The following is a 20,342-nucleotide window of genomic DNA, read 5'->3' as shown; positions in this document are numbered from 1 at the left end:
TTGCTAGGTGTGCAAGTGGACCAACGCTTGGCTGCGCACCAGCGCCGTCACCCCGGTGTGGGCGATCTCCAGGGTTGGAGCAGTTCCGCAGCGCGGCAGGCGCGGACACTTTCACCACGTCGACCAGCTTGTAAAGTTGTTTGATGATCTGCTCCAGCGTCCATGCATCGGTGTCGATGGTGATCGTCATCCGCGACAACCCCGCTTCCTCAGCCGGGCCTACGGTCAAGGAGTCGATGTTAAACCCACGGCGGGTGACCAGACCCGCAACGCGCATCAGCACACCGGGTTGGTCGAGGACGAGCGCTGTCAACGTCTGCTTCATTCCTCCCACCCCCGCACCAACATGTCGACATTGCCCTTGCCCGGCGGCACCATCGGGAACACGTTCTCCCCTTCCGCGACTTGGAAATCCACGACGGCTGGCCCTGGATGTGCGAGTGCTTGCGCCATCGCTTCTTCCGCCTCCTGTGCTGTCGTCGCTCGCCAACCGCGCACGCCATACGCTTCGGCAACTTTTACAAAGTCCGGGCTGCCGATGCGCGACTCCGACAAGCGGTTTTCATAAAACATCTCCTGCCACTGCCGCACCATGCCGAGAAAGCCGTTGTTCAGCACGAAGACTTTGACTGGCAAATTGCGTTCGGAGATCGTCTGCAATTCCTGAATGTTCATCTGAAATGACGCATCCCCGGCGATGCAGACCACCGTCGCCTCCGGCTTGGCGATCTGCACGCCCATCGCCGCTGGGAATCCGAAGCCCATCGTGCCGAGCCCGCCTGAGGAGATGAACGAGCGCGGATGGCGTGCCCGGTAAAAATGCGCGGCCCACATCTGATGCTGCCCGACCTCCGTCGTGACCAGCGCCTCTCCGTTGGTCATCCGGCTGAGCAGATCGATGACATACTGCGGCTTCAGCGGGCCTTCGAGGTCTTGCGTGTAACCGAGCGGATATTCGCGGTGCCACGCGGAGACTTGCTCCACCCACGCCGACGCGTCCGGTTCGGGGCAGCGCTCCAACAGCGTGCGGAGCGCTTTTTTCACATCGGCGACCATCGGGAACTCAATCGGCAGGTTCTTGCCGATCTCGGCGGGATCGATGTCGATGTGTACCTTGCGAGAGTGTGGGGAAAAACGCTCCAACTTCCCGGTGACCCGGTCGTCGAATCGCACGCCGAGCGCGATCAGCAGATCGCAGTGGTACGTCGCCATGTTCGCCGCGTAGGTGCCATGCATCCCGAGCATCCCGAAATACAGCGGATGATCGGGGGGAAATGCGCCCAGTCCCATCAGCGTCGAAACCACAGGGATGCCAGCCGTCTCTGCCAATCGCAACGTCTCGCCTGCCGCTTCGGCGCAGATCACACCGCCTCCGATATACAGGAGCGGTCGCTTCGCTTCCGCAATTGCGCAACGGATGCGCTCAAGTTGGAGCGCGTTGGGCTCGGTGTTGGGCTGGTAGCCGCGCAGGGAGATCGGGCCGGGCTCGCGGTACTCCGCTCGCTGTGTGGAGATGTCCTTGGGCAAGTCGATCAACACAGGGCCCGGTCGTCCTGTGGACGCGATGTGGTAGGCTTCGTGCAGGATGCGCGGCAAGTCTTCCGCTCGTCGAACCTGTACGTTGTGCTTCGTGATCGGGAGCGTGATTCCGATCACGTCCGCTTCTTGAAACGCGTCCTTGCCGAGCATCCCAGTCGCCACTTGGCCGGTGAGGATCACCACGGGCACCGAGTCCAGACAGGCATCGGCGATGCCGGTGACGAGGTTGGTGGCACCGGGGCCGGAGGTCGCGATCACCGTGCCGACCTTGCCTGTCGCACGGGCGTATCCTTCGGCGGCATGAATCGCCGCCTGTTCATGACGGGTGAGGATGTGCTCGATGCCGCTCTCGTGCAAGGCATCATACAGCGGGAGAATCGCGCCGCCAGGATAGCCGAACACTGTGTCCACCCCGAGTTTTCGGAAGCACTCCACCACCATCTGCGCTCCGCTCATACTCTGCTCTACTTGACTCACTGTCTCTGGTTTTGCCGCTTGGGGCCTCATCTCAGGAATACACCTCGCAGATCTGCGCCGTCACAAACCACTCTTGCTCCTCCGCCGAAAGATCTTCCACACACACGATGCCTGCCAGTTCCTGCAGAGCGAAAGTCAGCTGGTTTACCGCTGACTCCTCCCCCTGCACCGTCACGTTCAGCTCCGACACCTCGGGCCCGACGGTCATCGTCATCCCTTGCAACGAGACACCCTGCTTTTGAATCTCCCTCGCCACCACTCCCAGCAACTCCGTCGGGTTTTCACAGCAGATATACAGCGCGTGCATCATGCTCCCTCACTCCTTCTCATGTGTTTCTCTCTGTGATTAGACAGCTTCTGGAACCAGACCGGGTACTTTCGTGCCCCGCACATGGGTGTAGGCGCGGAACTCCTCGGTCAGCCTGCGAGTCATCGCACCTGGCTCGCCGTTCCCGATGCCGCGTCCGTCGACGTCGATGACCGGGATCATCTCCGCTGCCGTGCCTGTCAGGAACACTTCATCCGCGACATAGACGTCGTGGCGGGTAAATGGCTTCTCCTCACACGGGATGCCGAGTTTCTCACACATCTCGATGACGATGTTGCGGGTGATGCCTTCCAGCGCGCCGAGGTAGGTCGGCGGTGTGACGACTTTTCCGTTTTTGACGAGAAAAATGTTGTCGCCCGAACCCTCGCACACATAGCCGTCCTGGTTGAGCATCAGGGCTTCATGCACGCCGGCCCGCGCTGCTTCGATTTTGACGAGGATGTTGTTCAGGTAGTTGAGCGATTTGATTTTCGGGTTCAGCGCGTCCGGCACGTTGCGGCGCGTCGGCACGGTGACGATCGCCAGACCGCGCTCGTAGAATTCCGCCGGGAACAGTTTCAACTGTTCCGCGATGATGATCACCGTCGCCCGCTTGCAGTTGCGCGGGTCGAGACCGAGATCGCCCACACCGCGTGAGACGACGAGGCGGATGTAGCCATCTGCCATCTGATTCACCCGCACCGTCTCGACCACCGCGTCCTCCATCTCCTGTGGCGTCATCGGGATGTCGAGCAGGATCGACTTCGCCGATTCGTAGAGCCGGACGATGTGTTCATGCAGGCAGAATACGTTGCCCCCATAACATCGAATCCCTTCGAAAATGCCATCCCCGTACAGGAACCCGTGGTCAAAAACGGACACGACCGCCTCCTGCTTCGGTACAAAATCGCCATCCAGATAGATCATCATCTCGCTCATCTCTCCATCCACTCCTCTTTATGTCTGAAAAATCAGTCAATATTGCATCAAAAAAATTCTCTTCCTCACAATCGACATGTCGTGCCGATTGCTGAGGCGAGAGAATCGCGGTACCACTCAGCTTCTCCACCTCGAAGATCGAGATGGACTCACCGAGTCCAACCCTATACAGGTCGAACTCTGATCTGATAACGGGGATGAACCGTCATCGCCTAGTCGGGGTCTCCACAAAGGGGCGACCCGGTTCAGCGACGAGCTCTGAGGGGAGATTCCAAGGGGCGGAAGGTTGTCATTGCAGCAGTGGGTAGACAACTCTCTGGACATCCGCGGTGACCTTGTACTGGTCCTAATCTACGCTGTGTCGTTGTTTGTTACACGTATTATAGGGATGCCCAATTCGGTCTGTCAACGCACCGGATTTGCATTTTTCTACGATTTCTAACATTTAAAAAGGACTTGCCCGCTTCAAAACAGCTCCATTTTTTCTGACAACTCTGAAAACCAAACGCGCGGTCGAAACCGCCAATTGCGTTGGGATTTTCCTGCTGCGAAAACAAAACGGGCGTTTGGAAGCCTTGCTACAGCAGATGATTTTCGACCCTTGCCTCTAGACGGGCCGGATTCGGCTCGCCTTGGTAAGCTGAACCAATTTTTTTGTAAGCGATTTCCTCTATTGCGCTAAAAATTGAGGTGTTTAACAGTGGACTAGATCTTTTCAAGCCAATATTTTTTACAAAAAAAAAAAACAGGTCGCGCCGAAGCGCTCCCTGTTTTCATCCTTACTCTGACAAAACGGCACCTGTGTTCGCGGATGTCACCAATTTGGCATAGCGACGCAACCACCCCGAACGCACCTTGGGCTCTGGTTCCGTCCAGAGGGAACGACGCCGTTCCAGTTCAGCCGCCTCCACCCGCACGTGGATCAGGCGTTCGTCGACATCGATCACGATCACGTCGCCCTCCTCCAGCAGCGCAATCGGCCCGCCAGCGGCCGCCTCTGGGGAGATGTGCCCGACCGAGATCCCACGGCTCGCTCCAGAAAAGCGTCCATCGGTGATCAAAGCCACGTCTGCGCCCAGACCCATCCCTGCGATCGCGGATGTCGGAGCGAGCATCTCGGGCATGCCCGGTCCGCCCTTGGGACCTTCGGAGCGGATGACGACGACGTCGCCTTTTTTGACCCGCCCGATCATGATGCCCTCCATCGCCTCCTCCTGTGACTCGAAGATCACACACGGACCTTCAAAGCGCTTGACCTCTGTCGCGCCGCTCTTGATGATCGCGCCGTCGGGTGCCAGATTGCCAGACAGCACGCGCAATCCGCCCTGCTCGCTGTGCGGGTTCTCAATCGAATGGATGACCTCTGGGTCACGGATGACCGCGTGGGCAATATTTTCCCGGAGCGTCTGCCCGGTGGCGGTGATGCGGTCGAGGTGGAGGACCCCGTCCTTTTTGCTCATCTCATGCAGGATCGCGCTGATGCCACCGGCGCGGTCGATGTCCTCCATGTGCCAACTTGAAGCGGGCGAGACTTTGCACAGATGCGGCACGCGGCGGGAGATTTCATCGATGCGCCCCATGTCATAGGCAATTCCCGCTTCGTGGGCGATCGCCAGCGTGTGCAGCACGGTATTGGTCGAACCGCCCATCGCCATGTCCAGCGCAAACGCATCGTCGATCGCATCGCGGGTGACGATGTCACGCGGTTTGATGTCGTGCTCGATCAAGTATTTCAATTTCTCCGCGACTTGATCGATCAGCACCTGCCGCTTCGGGTCGGTCGCGAGGATCGAGCCGTTGCCGGGCAGTGCGATCCCGAGCACTTCGCTCAGGCAGTTCATCGAGTTCGCCGTGAACATCCCCGAACAGGAGCCACAGGTCGGGCAGCCGTTGTCCTCGATGTCCTTCAACTCGTCTTGTGTGATCTTGCCCGCTTGGTAGGCGCCGACCCCTTCAAAAACAGAACTCAAGTCGACCACTTGTCCCTTGCTTGTGCGTCCGGCTGCCATCGGACCGCCGGATAACATGACGGTCGGGATGTTCACACGCATCGCGCCCATGATCATTCCTGGTGTGATCTTGTCACAGTTCGGGATGCAGATCATCCCGTCGAACCAGTGCGCGTTGACGACCGTCTCGACCGCATCGGCGATCAACTCGCGGCTCGGCAACGAGTAGCGCATGCCGATATGGCCCATCGCGATCCCATCGTCGACCCCGATTGTATTAAATTCAAAAGGAACCATGCCCGCCGCGCGGACAGCTTCCTTCACCAATTCGCCAAAGCGATTGAGATGGACATGTCCGGGGATGATCTCGACAAACGAATTGCAGATCGCGATAAACGGCTTGTCGAAATCTTCATCCTTGAGCCCGGTTGCCTTTAACAAACTGCGGTGTGGTGCTTTGTCGAATCCTTTTTTGATCATGTCGCTTCTCATGGTAGTCTCTCCTCCAGCTATCTGTTTTTCTATTTTTCAGAAACTTTCAGTCATGGTAACACATGTTAGAATCAAAAAACACCCCTCCAGTTGGAGAGGTGTTGATGAAACCGATTACAGATTGGTAAACTTCATCGCGAATTCGCCGTAGCGCATGCCGGCCGTTTTTTCTGCGATGGCGTTGATGCGCGCCAGCTCGTCGGCGGAGAGGTTGAGGTCGGCCGCATCTGCATTGTCCTTCAAGTTGGCACGCTTGGTCGTGCCTGGGATCGGAACCATGTCCTCACCCTGTGCGAGCACCCATGCCAGCGCGAGTTGTGACGCTTTGACCCCACGCTCCTGTGCGAGACTTTCCAGTTCGCGCACGAGGTCGAGGTTGAGTTGGAAATTCTCGCCTTGGAAGCGCGGCAACCCTTTGCGGAAGTCGTCTGGTGCGAAGTCGTCCGGGCTCTTGATCTGCCCGGTCAGGAAGCCACGGCCCAACGGGCTGTAAGGCACGAGGCCGACGCCCAATTCGCGACAGGTCGGGATCACTTCCACCTCGATATCACGGCTCCACAGCGAGTACTCCGACTGCACAGCTGCGATCGGGTGTACCGCATAGGCGCGGCGCAACGTGGCGGCTGATACTTCGGATAGACCGAGCGCACGGACCTTGCCCGCTTGCACCAGTTCTGCCATCGCGCCGACCGTTTCCTCGATCGGCACCGAAGTGTCGAGGCGATGCATGTAGTAGAGGTCGATGTGATCGACGCCGAGGCGTTGCAAGCTCCGGTCACACTCTTCCTTCAGATAGTCCGGCTTGGCGTTGATACCGATCAGACCCTCTGCTGTCCGGACAAAACCGAACTTCGTCGCCAGCACGACTTCGTTGCGGCGTTCCCGCAGCACGTTGGACAGCAGTTTTTCGTTGTGCCCGCCGCCGTATACGTTCGCCGTGTCCCAGAAATTCACGCCGATATCCAGCGCGTAGTGTAACGTGCGGATCGATTCCGCTTCATCCGCCGCCCCGTAATAATCAGGTGACATGCTCATGCAGCCGAGACCGACTGCCGAAACTTCCAAACCACTTTTGCCCAAATGCCTTTTTTTCAAGTGAACCCGCCCTCTCTAGTGCTCGTTGTCTTCTGAAGTCATCGTATCATTTGATTTGTACAATGTAAACTATTTTGGCGTAATTAGTTTAGATCGTGCTTTTTGTTTACCACAGCTCCGGCAACGGCTATACTGAGAGAAAGGTTAACAGGTGGAGGATTCCGATCGATGTCTCGATATGAAGATCTTGAAAGCAAGCGCAAACTGGTTGGCAAGTTGATCACACACGTGAAAAAGGAAGGGTTCCAACAGCTGCGCACCGACGAGATTGCGAAGATGATGGACATCTCCAAAGCCACCCTCTATAAATACTTCTCGTCCAAGGACGAGATTATCCAACACTTGGTAGACGCTTATGTTGATGTGATTGTGGATGCAGACATGAACATGCGGGCGGATGAACAGGAGGCGTTGGTTGCGCGGTTCCAGCGAGCGTTTCGGCAGACGTTGCTGATCACCACGTATGGTTCGGACGCGTTCCATCACGACCTGCGCGAAGCCTACCCAGAACTGCTGGATCGGGTAAAAAGTGCCACCCATCGGCGCAATGAGCGGCTCAGGCGGCTGTACGAGGAAGGGATGGAGACGGGCGTATTTCCAAACTTGAACGCGACGTTGCTGATCCTGCAGGACGAGTTGGTGTTCCGCAATCTGGTCTCCCCGACGTTTCTGATGGAGCACAACCTGTCCTTTCGCAACGCGCTGTTCGACTATTACGAGTTGAAAAAACACCAACTCTTCTCCCACGACGCCCGCACTGCGCTCGACGACACGGAGATGCACGAACAACTCGAATACCTTGCACAGAAAATCTCGCGCAGTATGGCGTAAACGGTACCAGTACCAGTACCAGTACCAGTACCAGTACCAGTACCAGTACCAGTACCAGTACCAGTACCCACGTAACACGTTGCCCGTTGCCTGAAAAAAGAACCCTTGCCGTATGGCGAGGGTTCTTTTTTTCCCGTATTAAATCTGCCCCACCCATTCCCAATCCTTCGCGGCGAACGCCTCGCGCACTTCGCGTACCACACCGCTTGGCAGGGAGCCTTTTTTCAAGATCTCTGCATTGCGCTTGAGGTTCTCGATCCGTGAGGTCCCCACGATGCAGGTGCTCACACCGGGGAGAAACGCCGTGAAGCGCAGAGCGAACTCATCCCACTCCAACTCGCCAGGCGAGAGTCCCATCTCTTGCAACCGCACCCAGTACTCCTCCGCATACTCTCCCACCGGGCGCTCTGCAAAACGCCACGGGGCGTTGGCCAGCGGGCGTTTGGCGATCACGCCAAGCTCGTGTTCATAGGCGAGTTTCAACCCATTGTCGATCACACGCTGGTCACAGATGTTCACCGAAAACTGCAGGCTGCCAAACGCCCCGGAGTCGATCGCGTATTGCAACGCTTCATTCTCCCCCGAATAGGCGGCGACGCGGATTTTGCCCGCTTCCTCCGCTCGAACCAGCGCTTCCACCACATCGCCCTGCTGTAAAACTTCTAGCGGGCACGAATGCAGGTGAACGATGTCGAGATAGTCGGTGTGCAACGTCTTCAACGCACGGTCGATACCGGCGGTGATCGTCGGGCCGGTCCAGTCTTCGTAGCCTTCGACGCTGTAGCCGACCTTGGTCGAGAGCACGAACTCCTGACGGCGATGTGCGAGGTGACGCCCGATCCGCTCTTCGGAGAGACCATAGCCGCGTGCCGTGTCGATCAACGTGATCCCGAGATCGAGCACCGTATGTAAGATCTGTTCTGCTTCCTGCTCGGTCATCTCCGGGCGACCGATATGTCCCGCACCATAACCCAGTGCCGAAACGGTGAGGCCCGTGTTGCCAAATCTGCGCTGTTCCATCTGTGGGATGCCTCCTTTTTCCCTATATTGTACCAGAAAAGCATATTCATTCGCTTTCGCTCATACTCATGTGGGTACCAACATCCACGAGGAGGGGGCGCGATGTTTGTGGTTCCACATATCATCTTGAAACTTTGTTGGCTCATCATCTTCGCCCGTTCAGGCTACAAGACCTATCAACTGCTCCAACCCCGACGCAAGGACTGGTTCGACATCATCTTTTACCTCGCCATCGCCATCGTAGCGCTCGGCTTCATCTAACGTGAAAAAGTCTCCTGCACCCACACGGGTTCAGGAGACTTTTTCCACTCATCGCACACTCTCCAAAGTGAGCACGGAGATGTCCGGACGGCAGAAAAACCGCACTGGCAACGTCTGGGTGCCGATGCCACGGCTGACATGCAATTGGAATCCGTTGCTGCCAATCGCAAACAAACCCTCCACATACTTTTTGCCCATCGACGGTGTGAGGATCGGTCCATAAAACGGCAGGCGAACTTGCCCGCCATGACTATGCCCCGACAACTGCAGGGCGATCGGGTACTGGGCGATCCGGTCGGCGAGATCCGGTTCATGGACGAGCAGCACGATGCAGCGATCCGGCGGAATGCCGGCAATCGCCTTTTCCACATCGGCCTTGCCCTTCAAAAAATCGTCGAGGCCCGCGATATAGAGCTCCTGCCCTTGCGCTTCGATCACAACCGAACGGTTGACCAACGCCTCAAACCCACCCTCTGTAAACGCTTGAAGCACCTGATCTCGTTGCCGAAAATCATGGTTGCCAAGGATTGCGTACTTGCCATAGCGAGCCTTGCAAGTGCCAAGCGCTCGGGCGATATCGTCCATGCGGTCATATTGATCGTCTACCAAGTCGCCGGTAAAACAGACGACATCCGGATCTAACGCATTGACGCGGTCGATCACGTCCTGTAGATCGCCGGCATCGAAAAATCCGCCCCCGACGTGTGTATCCGTAACATGCACCACGCGCAGGCCATGAAAGGCAGTTGGCAAACTCGGCAGTTGAATTCGCACGCGGCGCAACTCGATCCAGTGCCCCTCAAGCAAAGCATCGGCCCCGGCCAATCCCACTCCCGCGAGCAACGTCCAGTTGCGACCCTTGCGCAAAAACTCGCGTCGGGTCATCGGTGTCTCAATCTCTGGATGCAACTGTCGTCCCTCCTTGTTGTAAAAAAAGCGCCGGCCACACAGGCCCGGTGCTTTTTTGTTAAATTTTCAACGTCCCCGCTACGACCAACCGCTCAAACTCTCGGGCAGGCACAGGTTTGCAGTAATAGAACCCTTGGACTTTGTCACACTCAATCGTGCGCAAGAACTCTAGCTGTTCTATCGTTTCCACACCTTCTACCACCACGTCAAGGTTTAAACTGCGCGCCATCGAGCGAATCGCCGTAACGATCGAGGCATCATCGGGGTCTGTTGTGATGTCTTGGATAAACGAACGATCAATTTTGAGCGTATGGATGGGAAACTTTTTCAGATAGCTCAGCGACGAGAACCCTGTCCCAAAATCATCGATGGAGATGTGGACCCCCAGATGTTCCAACTGGGTGAGCTTCGACACCACGTAGTCAATGTTGTGCATGGCGATGCTCTCCGTGATCTCCAGATCCAAGTATTGCGGATGCAAGCCCGTCTCGCGCAGGATGTCCCGGACCTTGTCCACGAGATTGATCTGCTGGAACTGGCTGGAGGAAAGATTCACAGACACCTTGAAATATTGCGACTTTTCTACCTGCCACTGTCTCGCTTGGCGGCAGGCCTCGCGCAACACCCACTCGCTGATCTGTGCAATCAAGCCGGTCTCCTCGGCGAGCGGGATAAACTGTCCAGGGCTCACCAAGCCACGCTCGGGATGCAACCAGCGCACCAACGCCTCCACGCCAAACACGAGGCCGGTCTGGATGTTGATCTGTGGCTGGTAATAGACGACGAATTGCCGTAGGTCCAACGCTTTGCGCAGGTCATTTTCCAGCTCCATATGTGCGAAGACCTGTTCGTTTTTGCCAGCGCGGTTCCATTGGAAGTTGTTCTTGCCCTGCTCCTTGGCGATGTACATCGCGGTGTCCGCATGCTTCAAGAGCGTGTTCGCATCCACGCCATCATCCGGGTAGAGCGAGATGCCGATGCTCGATGTGATGTGGAATTCATAGCCCGCGATGAGGATCGTCTTTTGAAAAGCTTTGAGGATGCTGTTCGCCGTATCGACCGCGTGGTCAGCATTGCTCAATTTCGGCAGCAGCAACGCGAACTCATCGCCGCCCAATCGCGCAACCGTGTGTTCCGGATCGATACAGGCTTGTAAGCGAATCGCCACTTCCTGTAGGATCTGGTCCCCAATCGCGTGTCCAAGCGACTCGTTGATCACTTTGAAGCGGTCGAGATCGAGCATCATCACCGCGACCAAGTGTCGCTCCTGCTCCGCAACATCCAATGCATACTGCAAGCGGTCGAGGAACATCCGCCGGTTCGGCAAACCGGTCAGCGAGTCATAATAAGCCAGATGGTAAATCATATGCTCGTCGCGCTTGCGCTTGGTGATGTCCTTGGCGATGCCAAATACCCCGACGATGCATTCCTTGTTGATGATCGGCACATTGGTGACGGAGAGGTTGATGCGCTGGCCGGACTTGTTGATCACTGTCATTTCAAAAAACTGCGTTTCCCCCAGAAGCGCTTTTTTCAAATGATGGGTGATGCGTTCGGCGTCCTCCGCGGCAATCAGATGGAGGGTTCGCCCGTGAACGATCAGCTCATCCTCTGTGTAGCCCGTGATCTGCTCCCACGCCGCGTTGCCCCCTGTAAACTTCCCGTTTACATCAAACGAGAACACCGCGTCAACGTTGCGGTCGTACAAGGATCGATACTTCTGCTCGCTCTCTTCGAGTCTCCGCTCTTCTTCCTTGCGCTCTGTGATGTCCCGTCCAACTGTGACAAAGCCGTCGACGTTCCCCTCTTCGTCCAAAACCGGCATGCCACGCTCCTCAAGCAACTTCCAACCCTCTTTACTCTTGAAGCGAATCTCGACCTGCGCCGCTTGTTTCGATTCAAACATATCGGCAAAAACGGCCTCTACCTTCACCAGATCGTCAGGGTGGATGAACTCATAGGAGCTCTTGCCCTCGTAATACTCTGCTTCGTATCCGAGAATGCGCTTGTGTGAAGGTGACGAATACAGGATCATTCCTTGCCTGTCCAGCACGGCGATCAAGTCGTTCACATTCTCCGCGATCAAGCGAAAGCGGTCATCACTAGCCCCGAACACACCATAGCCAAATTTTCGTCCCCCGTCCATAGCGGTACCCCTTTCCCCCTAGTCCAGTCAAAAACTCTGTTACTTCAAATTCTAACACATTGGAATATGAAATGAAATTTACTTCGCATGAAAAAAAGCCCCTTTTTTTACAGGAGCTGTTCCAACGTGTATCCATAGGCCAGATGTGCGGCGAACCACCACCCAAAAGGGGCCAATTGAAAGGGTGACAACAACTCCGGAGCCACCTGTGGCGCGAGGACGAAATAAATCAGCGAAACCACGCCCCCAAAAAGCAGGCCAAACCCGGCTCCACGGAGCTGAAAGCGTCGGGTGAGCGCGGCGTACACAAACGCGAGGATCACGGCGACGACGATATGCAACAGCCATTGGACGAGCAGGTTGTTCACTTTTGATAGACCGGGTAGGTACGAGAGATCGAGCAGGATGCGATCGAGTTGATACCCGCTTGCAAAGCACGCGATCATTAAAAGCACACCGAGCAACATGCCGGTGGTGATCCCTGACCAGAATGTGCGTTTGAACATGTGAAGCACCTCCTTGGGCAGAGCATAACATAGAATCGTTATCTTTGTGAATTCATTATTTAAAGTTCAACGATCCTCTCTGGTTTTTGCGCATGCGAAACTGGACAAAATGCTCCACTTTTTCAAATTGAAAGTAGATATTGCTCGACAGCAGGACCCGCAGCGGTGCTCCCGGCTCTTTGCCGTAGGAATGGCCTGGAAACACGCGCACATGCGGCGCGACCAGACGTCGGATCTTTTGCAGGCTCTCGTACATCTGCACGGGCGAACCGCCGACCGTATCGCAGATCCCGCAGCCCTCGATGAACACCGTATCCCCTGAGAGAAGATCGTCCTCCAGCAGAAAACACGCCCCGCCCGCCGTGTGACCCGCTGTGACCAAGCACGTGATCGGCGTCTCACCGAGCCAGATCATCTCGCCGTCCCCGAACGGAAATAGATTGGCACAGGAAAAACCATAGGTGACGATCTCCTGCTTGGACATATACACCTGTGCCGCCGGGTAGATCTGCAGCAGCGCATCGACCCGGTTGACGTGATCATCATGCGAATGTGTGAGCAGGATCGTGGTCAGTTCCACCCCGAGCGCACGAATTTTGTCGAGAATCACGTCCAAGTCCCATGCAGGATCGACCACCGCGGCCTGCCGACTGGCGTTGTCCACGAGGATGTAGCTGAAATTTCGCGTAAAATTGAGCCCTACTTTGAGGGTATGCAGTTCATAGCCCCTGTTCATATATGCCCACCTCTCCTTGCTTTCCCAATAAAAAAAGAGGAGCAGCTCCTCTCATACACGATGCCTCATTCACTTGTCCATCGCGTATTCGACCTGACTCAGCACATCCCGCACTCGTTCCAAACTCAGCTCCGCACGACGCGAGTACGCCACCGTACACACATGCTCCCCAAACACCCAGCAGGCGACCACATACTGGGGAAAATGCGCGTAGGTGCCGAAAATGGCCGTGCCCTTGCGCTCCAGTTTGGCGATCTCCAAAAACGCAAAGGGAATTGCCAACCCCGTCTTCAAAACTTTCGAGAGGGCTTCCTTGGCCGACCAGAACAGCGTCAACATGACCTCCTCGGCTGCAAGCCCTGAGCGGATGAGTTCAAGTTCCGGTGCGGTCATCTGCGCCGCCAGTGCCGCTTGACGGACAGGGTTGATCCGCTCCACGTCCAGCCCCATCGGCAGCGCTTCTGGAAACACGAGCGCCGCCCCCAACTCGTCACAATGCGTGATGCTCACTTGCAGATTCTGCGCGTGGGGATGCACGACGAGCGGCTGGCGCAGTATCCCCTGATCGATCCAGACCCGTTCCAACTGCTCCTCCCGCACGTAGGCTGCCACGGCATGTTTGGCCGCATAGCGCCCTTTGAGGTAGGAGGTCCGTCGCTGCTCATACTGAAGCGCTTCATAAAACACCCGCTCGTTAGGATGCAGGAACGGAATCGTCGCGAGATACGCAGACGCCGAGCGAGCCAGACATACGCTCAGGTAGGCGCGGTGACAGCCCAGTGCCCCGCTCACTTGCAGTTCGTGTACCAAGAGTCTGGGCAGAGAATTCTCACTCATCTCCTCGATTCCCCTTTTGGCTACATGGAAATCCATCGCGGCATTACTCACTCTAGCAATCAAATTTAACTCTATTACATCTTATAGTACTCGTTGCCGACAATGTACGTCAAGAATGGCACAAAAAGGCGAGCCTCCTGTGCGGAGGCTCGCCTTTTTTTTCGAGAAGGCTAGGCGCGGAACTCATGATCCGAGAGCGCCCGCTTCGGCAGTCGCCAACGGTAGCGCAGCGACATCAGCCGGAGGATGACCACGACGAGGAACAGCACGTAGAGCTGCCAGTCCTGCCCGACGAGGTCGAAACCGATCGCAAGCCCCGCGAGAATCGCCCAGAACGCGTAGATCTCGTCCTTGAGCACCAACGGTTGCCGACCTGCCAGCACGTCGCGGATGATGCCGCCGCCAATTCCGGTCAGAACGCCGGCGATCAAGATCGCGCTCATCGGATGCTGCATGTTGTGCGCGTAAAACGCCCCTTGGATGGCGAAGGCCGCCAGTCCAATCGCGTCAAAAAAATCAATCCATCGCTTAAATCCCGCAATCCATTTGGACGGGGCAAAAAAGACGAGGGTCATCGAGACCAGTGCAACGGTGAACAGCGTGTTCTGCCCCCAGATCGCTGTGACCGGAATTCCGATCAACAGGTTGCGGATGATGCCCCCGCCAAATGCGGTGACAAATCCTAGCACATACACGCCCAAGATATCAAACTCTTCCTCTCTCGCCACAATCGCGCCCGAGATCGCAAACGCAATCGTGCCGAGGACATTAAACACTTCCCATGCCACTGTACTCTTCCACCTTTCACCCCCTCATTATGTCAGGGGCGACGGAAGCTGTCCAGAATCTTGTCGGCGAAGTCTTTTTGATTGGCCGGAACCGTCACCTGCAAGGTCGCATACCCCATGTAGGTCGCCTTGCCGTCTGCACCGGGCTTGTCTTGGAGGACCAGCACAGCTCCATAGGTTGGGAACGGTTCGGTCGGGAGCGTGTAGCGTGCGGTCAGGTGGTTGTCCGCTTGGGTCTTGTCGGTCGCGTTTTTCGGGAGCACGGCGAAGGGATCGGGCTCCACCACGCCGGTTTTCGCTTTTTCGGCGTTCATCGCACAGCCGGAGCAACCGGAGACGACGAGCGAGACTTTTTGATTCGGGTCGGCCGGGTTGATGAAGTCGATCCCAGACCAGTTGCCTTGACCGGTCTGGGTGGTCGGCCAGTCGTTGGGCACGTCGAACGCGGTGTTCATCGCGGAGTAGGGTGCCAACCGCTGGTCGGCAGGTTCATGTGCGACCGGTTGCTGCGGTTGCAGGGGGATGGTTTCGGGTTTCGGTTTAGACGTACAGCCCGTCAGTGCCAAGGTGAGGCACAAACTGAGGGCTAGCAAGGTTTTTTTCATGGTGTACACAATTTTCGGCCTCCTTTTTTTACCTTACCCATTATGTCAGGAGGAGTGGAAGGTGTCCAGCAACTTCTGGGCGAGCGCTTGCTGGTTCGGCGGCAGTGTGACCTCGAACGTTTCATATCCGGAATAGGTGCCGCCTTGTTTGAGCACGTGCAAGATCCCACGGGTCTCATAGGGCTTTGTCGCCTCGACATAACTTGCGCTCATGCCGTCGCGGGCCTTGGTTTTCTGCGTCACATCGGACGGCAAGACCGCGAATGGGTCGGGGTCCATCACGCCCTTGGCGAACTTGTCCTGATCCATCGGACAACCTGCACAGCGCGAGTTGACGTAGGAAATTTTCTGATTGGTGTCGGCGGGGTTCACGAAGTCAACACCTGACCAGTTGACACCGTCCTTTTTGGTTTCCGTCCATCCGGTCGGCATGCCTTCTGCCGTGAAGTTCGTGCCAGGTCCAGCATCTGGGTTGGGGACGGGCTTGTCCTTGAACAGGCTGGTGAAGTTGAGATCAAACGTGGTCACCACGAGGTACAGCGCCAGCGCGACCCCCAGTGCCATCAGGGTGAGGCCGATGGTTTTGGTTCTCGATTTCATCCGCAATCCCTCCTCCCTATAGATTGCGCAAAAAAGGAGACCGCTACGAGCGTCGGTCTCCTTTTTTTCACATTCTCTTGGCAAAAACCAACACCCGAAAAACGGAAAGTATATTTGAAGTTTTCCGGACGATAATGTACTATATATTTATCGGAACTCGTAGGGAGGGCTATGGCTCATGAAAAATTTAATCACGGATGAGAATGTATTGCAGGTCTTGCGAGGCCACAACAAGTGGTGGGAGACTGGGAAAATCGCTGAGGATTTTGCAAAACCAGTCAAACGCTTTGCCTATTATGAAGCCAAAGTAAGCTTTGAGCATACGACCATACGACGTCATGTCATTCTAACAGGCCCTCGTCGTGTCGGGAAATCTACAATCATGTATCAAACCATACATGATTTGTTGGAAGCCAATGTCCCGCCAAAAAACATCATGTATGTATCGTTCGACCATCCGATTTTAAAATTGTCCGAGATGGACAGAATCATCAGGATCTTCATCAATAATGTATCTTCAGACGAAGAAATTTACCTCTTCTTAGACGAAATTCAATATGCTCATGATTGGAATGGCTGGTTAAAAACCATCTATGATAACAATCCGTCTTATAAAGTGATGGCCACAGGCTCCGCAAGCCCTGTTTTAAGCGAAAAGATGCCTGAAAGCGGTGTAGGTCGATGGGTTCAGATTCGGATTCCAACACTTTCCTTCTTCGAATATCTCGAACTGAGGCAAGTTGAAACACCCATACTCCATGAGAATATCAGACCTACTGCTATGAGTGACATGACCCCTGATGAATTAGATGAACTGATGAGAAAGCTTCAACCTTTGGAAAAACATTTCCATCGTTACTTACTGATCGGCGGTTTCCCTGAAATTGCACAGACAGACGATGTTGCCTACGCACAACGAATCATTCGAGAAGATGTTGTGGACAAAGTATTGAAGAGAGACATGGTTTCCCTCTTCAATGTTCGAAACATTGATGAGTTGGAGCGAATCTTCCTCTACCTCTGTATGACAACAGGAAATATCGTGGAAGCGACAACCATCTCGAACAACATGGACATCACACGCCCGACGGTTTTAAAGTATATGAACTTTTTGGAACTAGCGAACCTCATCTATACAGGCTACCCAGTTGATATGGCTGGCAAGAAAATTTTAAAGGCTAAGCCAAAAGTCTATTTGGCTGATGCTGCGATCCGAAACGCTGTCCTCATTCAAGGAGAAGAAGTTCTACAGGATGCAGAGCAGATGGGAATGATCGTCGAGTCAGCCGTCTACAAACATGTTCTAACCTTTTACTACAACATGAACCCGAAAATTGGCTACTTCCGAGATTCGAGCTCGCAAAAGGAAATTGATATCGTCGTGACCATGCCGAGATTCAAAATCCTGATCGAAGTGAAGTATCGCGAAAACCCGAAGATTAAAGAAACGGAAGCTATTGTTGAGTGGTCCAAAAAAGAGACTCATTCGGCCTCCCTGCTAATCACGAAGAACAGTGAAGACTATGGAGTGCTTGAACATGCTCCGATCATGCGAATTCCAGCCTTCGCGTTCCTCTATCTTCTAGGACATGCAGAGAAGCACAGATTTAATAAGACATTTTAAGAAAAACGACCGCCTCTTTGCTGGGCGGTCGTTTGTGTTTTGTGGGAGAGCGAATCGCCAACAACAGCGGCTTAAGTCCTTTGCCGACGGGATCGTGCAGTCCTGTCGCTTTTTTCCCGAAGTATCGCGGGAAGTCAGGTCGATCAGCACGACATGCATGTTCAACGGATGCATCTCGCTGAGACCTGTTAAGGCGTACTTGGATGCTTTTATGAACTAGGTCTAGTAAACTGTATACCTAGACGAATTTGAAATTGTATATAGAGCCCCGAATAAGCAGTGCGAAAGGTGATGCTCATGAAAAAAACCAAGTTCGTTGCACAGTTGATGTTGATCTTCGCACTCGCGACCTCGCTGTCTGCCTGTGGCTCCAGCTCCTCTCCTGTGACCAAGAACGCCTCGTATGCGCAGGCGAAGCAACAGTGGGGTGGAGAACTTCTGTTGCCGACAAATCTATCGTCAGAGATGAAATTCGAGTCTGTCTCGTACAACGACGATTCCCATTCGTTCGAAGCAACAACCGATTCGTTTGTGCTGATCGAAATCAAAACAAATGACAAGTCCATCACCAAGCTATCACACGGTCAACTCTCCGGTGAAACGATTGATAATACGGTAGCTCGAGTGCAGAAACAATCGAAGCCAGTGCTTGGACATGCCAATGAAATCACGCAAATCGAAAAAGTGAAGATCGGTGATACAGTCGGCTATTGGTATGAAATTCAAAATGATGATGGCTTGAGCCAACTGGTCGAGTTTGTCCAAGATGGGATACAAGTGTATTTGCGAACCACACAGGACAAATCGGTCTCTAGGGATGAGCTGGTGAAGATTGCAGCTAGTTTTGCAATGACGGAGCAGTAATTAAGAGCTATTTAAACACTGGCCAAGTGCTAGTCCGCTATACGCAAAAAAGACCGCCTACGTATTGGCGGTCTTTTTTGTATACACGTAATGAAGAATTCTACGAGTCGGCTGGAGGGAGTTCCATCCCGCCCGTTCGTCACATTCGCTTGGCTACCATCTTGTCGATCAGCCGTTGCGGGAGGAAGCGAATCGCCAACAACAGCGGCTTCAACCCTTTGCCGACGGGGTAGCGCAGACCTGGGGACTTGTCCCGAAGCACGCGGGAGATCAGATCGATCACTTCGCGTGGGTCGGAGCCGTTTTCGTTCATGGCCTTGGCGAAGCGGGCCATTTTTTTCTGCATCGCGGAATAGGGCGACTGGTCATCGAGTGGCCCGGCGTTCTCCAAACTCTTCGACCAGATCGGCGTGCGGTAGGAGGCTGGTTCGATCAGCACGACATGCACCCCAAACGGACGCATCTCATGGCGCAGTGATTCGCTGAAGCCTTCTAGCGCGTGCTTGGACGAGGTGTACGGACTCATGCCTGGGAAGCCGAAGCGACCGGAGATCGAGGAGATCATCACGATCTTGCCCGTGCGGCGCTCGCGCATCGAGGGCAGCACCGCCTTGGTCATCGCGACGGCGCCAAAAAAGTTCGTCTCAAACTGCGCCCGGTACTCCTCCATCCCGATCTCCTCGATGAAGCCACCATGTGCATATCCGGCGTTGTTGATCAGCACATCGATCTGCCCAAGCCTCGCCAGCACATCGTCCACCACGCCGTGGATGCTCCGCTCGTCCGTGACGTCGAGTTGCAGCATCTCCATATCAGCCAGCGACAGACCCGCTTCACGGACGGCCTGTTTGAGCGCTTGGTTGCGGTCGAGGTCGCGCATCGTGGCGACGACGTAGTACCCTTCGCGCAGCAACGCGATGCTGGCCAGCAAGCCGAATCCACTCGATGTTCCTGTGATGAGGACAACCTTGCGCTTCACGCTAGACCTGCTTCCACCACGTATCGAATACAGTCACCGGCAGACGGCGTTTGTGTTCGGTCGCGAGGTAGCGTTTCTCGATGATGGCACGTGCGTTGTCCGCGACCTGCTTGCCTTCGAGGTAGTCGTCAATCTGGTCATAGGTCACGCCAAGCGCGTCTTCGTCTGGCAGGCCGGGACGGTTTTCTTCGAGATCGGCCGTCGGTTTTTTCAGGTACAGGTGTTCCGGACATCCCAGCTCCTTCAGCAACGCCCGACCTTGGCGCTTGTTCAGGCCAAAAATCGGCGTGATGTCCGCCGCTCCATCTCCATGCTTCGTGAAAAAGCCGGAGATCGCTTCCGCTCCGTGGTCGGTGCCGATCACGAGGCAACGGTGGTGCGCCGCGACGTCATACTGTGCCTTCATCCGCTCGCGAGCTTTGATGTTGCCTTTGAGGAAGTCGCTCAGCGTCTCACCGGTCGCTTGTTCAAACGACTCGCGCGAGGCATCAACCGCCGGTTTGATGTTGACCGTCACGACGCGGTCAGGCTCGATGAATTGAATCGCGTCTTGGGCATCCTGTTCATCGGCTTGTACCCCATACGGGAGGCGCATCGCGATGAAAACGTACTGCTGCTCGCCGTGTTCGGCGTTCAGTTCGTTCACCGCGAGTTGGGCGAGCTTGCCGGTTAACGTAGAATCTTGCCCGCCGGACAAGCCGAGCACGTAGCCGCGCACGCCGGTCTGTTGCACATATTGTTTGAGCAGTTCAACACGCTTGCGAATCTCCGCCTGGGGGTCGATTGCGGGTTGGACGCCCAGCGTCTCGATCACCTGCTCCTGCAGTTTGGACATCAT

Annotated in this window: 20 protein-coding genes and 1 pseudogene; 4 read left to right on the top strand and 17 right to left on the bottom strand. The window is 55.3% G+C overall.

Annotated features, from left to right (window positions below; genetic code table 11):
* Positions 1 to 106: 106 nt before the first annotated feature.
* The 6 genes and pseudogenes from ilvN to C7459_RS10515 form a co-directional block, all read right to left on the bottom strand.
* Positions 107 to 325: pseudogene (gene ilvN, locus C7459_RS23835) on the bottom strand (acetolactate synthase small subunit); the annotation flags it as partial.
* Positions 322 to 2,046, bottom strand: a complete 1,725-nt coding sequence (ilvB, locus tag C7459_RS10535; RefSeq protein WP_109689020.1) for a biosynthetic-type acetolactate synthase large subunit — start codon at positions 2,044 to 2,046, stop codon at positions 322 to 324. The pseudogene ilvN and the gene ilvB, both read right to left, overlap by 4 nt.
* Position 2,047: 1 nt before the next feature.
* Positions 2,048 to 2,326: a hypothetical protein gene (locus tag C7459_RS10530; protein WP_109689019.1), complete on the bottom strand. Its 279-nt coding sequence runs from the start codon at positions 2,324 to 2,326 to the stop codon at positions 2,048 to 2,050.
* Between the two features lie 36 nt (positions 2,327 to 2,362).
* On the bottom strand, positions 2,363 to 3,262 hold the full coding sequence (gene ilvE / locus C7459_RS10525) for a branched-chain-amino-acid transaminase (protein ID WP_109689017.1): 900 nt from the start codon (positions 3,260 to 3,262) through the stop codon (positions 2,363 to 2,365).
* A gap of 779 nt (positions 3,263 to 4,041) precedes the next feature.
* Positions 4,042 to 5,703, bottom strand: coding sequence for a dihydroxy-acid dehydratase (ilvD, locus tag C7459_RS10520; protein ID WP_109689014.1), 1,662 nt, complete (start codon positions 5,701 to 5,703; stop codon positions 4,042 to 4,044).
* 114 nt (positions 5,704 to 5,817) lie between these two features.
* Complete coding sequence (locus tag C7459_RS10515; RefSeq protein ID WP_109689012.1) at positions 5,818 to 6,798, bottom strand: aldo/keto reductase; 981 nt, start codon at positions 6,796 to 6,798, stop codon at positions 5,818 to 5,820.
* 168 nt (positions 6,799 to 6,966) lie between these two features.
* Between C7459_RS10515 and C7459_RS23990 the strand changes: the two genes are divergently transcribed.
* Complete coding sequence (locus C7459_RS23990; RefSeq protein ID WP_109689010.1) at positions 6,967 to 7,629, top strand: TetR/AcrR family transcriptional regulator; 663 nt, start codon at positions 6,967 to 6,969, stop codon at positions 7,627 to 7,629.
* Between the two features lie 138 nt (positions 7,630 to 7,767).
* Here the strand turns inward: C7459_RS23990 and C7459_RS10505 are convergent, their stop codons facing one another.
* On the bottom strand, positions 7,768 to 8,649 hold the full coding sequence (locus tag C7459_RS10505) for an aldo/keto reductase (protein WP_109689008.1): 882 nt from the start codon (positions 8,647 to 8,649) through the stop codon (positions 7,768 to 7,770).
* Between the two features lie 102 nt (positions 8,650 to 8,751).
* On the opposite strand from C7459_RS10505, the gene C7459_RS23305 reads away from it, so the two are divergent.
* Complete coding sequence (locus tag C7459_RS23305; protein ID WP_170119409.1) at positions 8,752 to 8,910, top strand: hypothetical protein; 159 nt, start codon at positions 8,752 to 8,754, stop codon at positions 8,908 to 8,910.
* A gap of 48 nt (positions 8,911 to 8,958) precedes the next feature.
* Here the strand turns inward: C7459_RS23305 and C7459_RS10500 are convergent, their stop codons facing one another.
* The 8 genes from C7459_RS10500 to C7459_RS10465 form a co-directional block, all read right to left on the bottom strand.
* Positions 8,959 to 9,819: a metallophosphoesterase gene (locus C7459_RS10500; protein WP_109689006.1), complete on the bottom strand. Its 861-nt coding sequence runs from the start codon at positions 9,817 to 9,819 to the stop codon at positions 8,959 to 8,961.
* 58 nt (positions 9,820 to 9,877) lie between these two features.
* Positions 9,878 to 11,965 (bottom strand): sensor domain-containing protein, encoded by a 2,088-nt coding sequence (locus tag C7459_RS10495; RefSeq protein ID WP_109689004.1) that lies wholly within the window; start codon positions 11,963 to 11,965, stop codon positions 9,878 to 9,880.
* A gap of 107 nt (positions 11,966 to 12,072) precedes the next feature.
* Positions 12,073 to 12,471: a hypothetical protein gene (locus C7459_RS10490; RefSeq protein WP_109689001.1), complete on the bottom strand. Its 399-nt coding sequence runs from the start codon at positions 12,469 to 12,471 to the stop codon at positions 12,073 to 12,075.
* Positions 12,472 to 12,526: 55 nt separating this feature from the next.
* Entirely contained in the window at positions 12,527 to 13,207 is a 681-nt protein-coding gene (locus C7459_RS10485; RefSeq protein ID WP_109688999.1) for an MBL fold metallo-hydrolase, read from the bottom strand.
* Positions 13,208 to 13,276: 69 nt separating this feature from the next.
* Positions 13,277 to 14,044, bottom strand: coding sequence for a 4'-phosphopantetheinyl transferase family protein (locus C7459_RS10480; RefSeq protein ID WP_170119408.1), 768 nt, complete (start codon positions 14,042 to 14,044; stop codon positions 13,277 to 13,279).
* Positions 14,045 to 14,214: 170 nt separating this feature from the next.
* Entirely contained in the window at positions 14,215 to 14,832 is a 618-nt protein-coding gene (locus tag C7459_RS10475) for a trimeric intracellular cation channel family protein (RefSeq protein ID WP_109688995.1), read from the bottom strand.
* A gap of 32 nt (positions 14,833 to 14,864) precedes the next feature.
* Positions 14,865 to 15,446 (bottom strand): hypothetical protein, encoded by a 582-nt coding sequence (locus tag C7459_RS10470; RefSeq protein WP_109688993.1) that lies wholly within the window; start codon positions 15,444 to 15,446, stop codon positions 14,865 to 14,867.
* A 36-nt stretch (positions 15,447 to 15,482) separates the two neighbouring features.
* Complete coding sequence (locus C7459_RS10465; protein WP_109688991.1) at positions 15,483 to 16,037, bottom strand: hypothetical protein; 555 nt, start codon at positions 16,035 to 16,037, stop codon at positions 15,483 to 15,485.
* A 178-nt stretch (positions 16,038 to 16,215) separates the two neighbouring features.
* Between C7459_RS10465 and C7459_RS10460 the strand changes: the two genes are divergently transcribed.
* Positions 16,216 to 17,661 carry an ATP-binding protein gene (locus tag C7459_RS10460; protein WP_109688989.1) on the top strand — a complete coding sequence of 482 codons (1,446 nt, stop codon included), beginning with the start codon at positions 16,216 to 16,218 and terminating at the stop codon, positions 17,659 to 17,661.
* 297 nt (positions 17,662 to 17,958) lie between these two features.
* Positions 17,959 to 18,525 (top strand): DUF4367 domain-containing protein, encoded by a 567-nt coding sequence (locus C7459_RS10455; RefSeq protein ID WP_170119407.1) that lies wholly within the window; start codon positions 17,959 to 17,961, stop codon positions 18,523 to 18,525.
* 139 nt (positions 18,526 to 18,664) lie between these two features.
* Here the strand turns inward: C7459_RS10455 and C7459_RS10450 are convergent, their stop codons facing one another.
* Both C7459_RS10450 and nadE read right to left on the bottom strand, forming a co-directional pair.
* Positions 18,665 to 19,504 carry an SDR family oxidoreductase gene (locus tag C7459_RS10450; RefSeq protein WP_245884489.1) on the bottom strand — a complete coding sequence of 280 codons (840 nt, stop codon included), beginning with the start codon at positions 19,502 to 19,504 and terminating at the stop codon, positions 18,665 to 18,667.
* A gap of 1 nt (position 19,505) precedes the next feature.
* Positions 19,506 to 20,339: an ammonia-dependent NAD(+) synthetase gene (nadE, locus tag C7459_RS10445; protein WP_109688983.1), complete on the bottom strand. Its 834-nt coding sequence runs from the start codon at positions 20,337 to 20,339 to the stop codon at positions 19,506 to 19,508.
* Positions 20,340 to 20,342: the final 3 nt, after the last annotated feature.

This window comes from Tumebacillus permanentifrigoris (genome assembly GCF_003148565.1).
GTDB classification, from domain to species: domain Bacteria; phylum Bacillota; class Bacilli; order Tumebacillales; family Tumebacillaceae; genus Tumebacillus; species Tumebacillus permanentifrigoris.
Note: the sequence above shows the minus strand (reverse complement) of the source record. Positions and strands in the feature narration are given on the sequence as shown.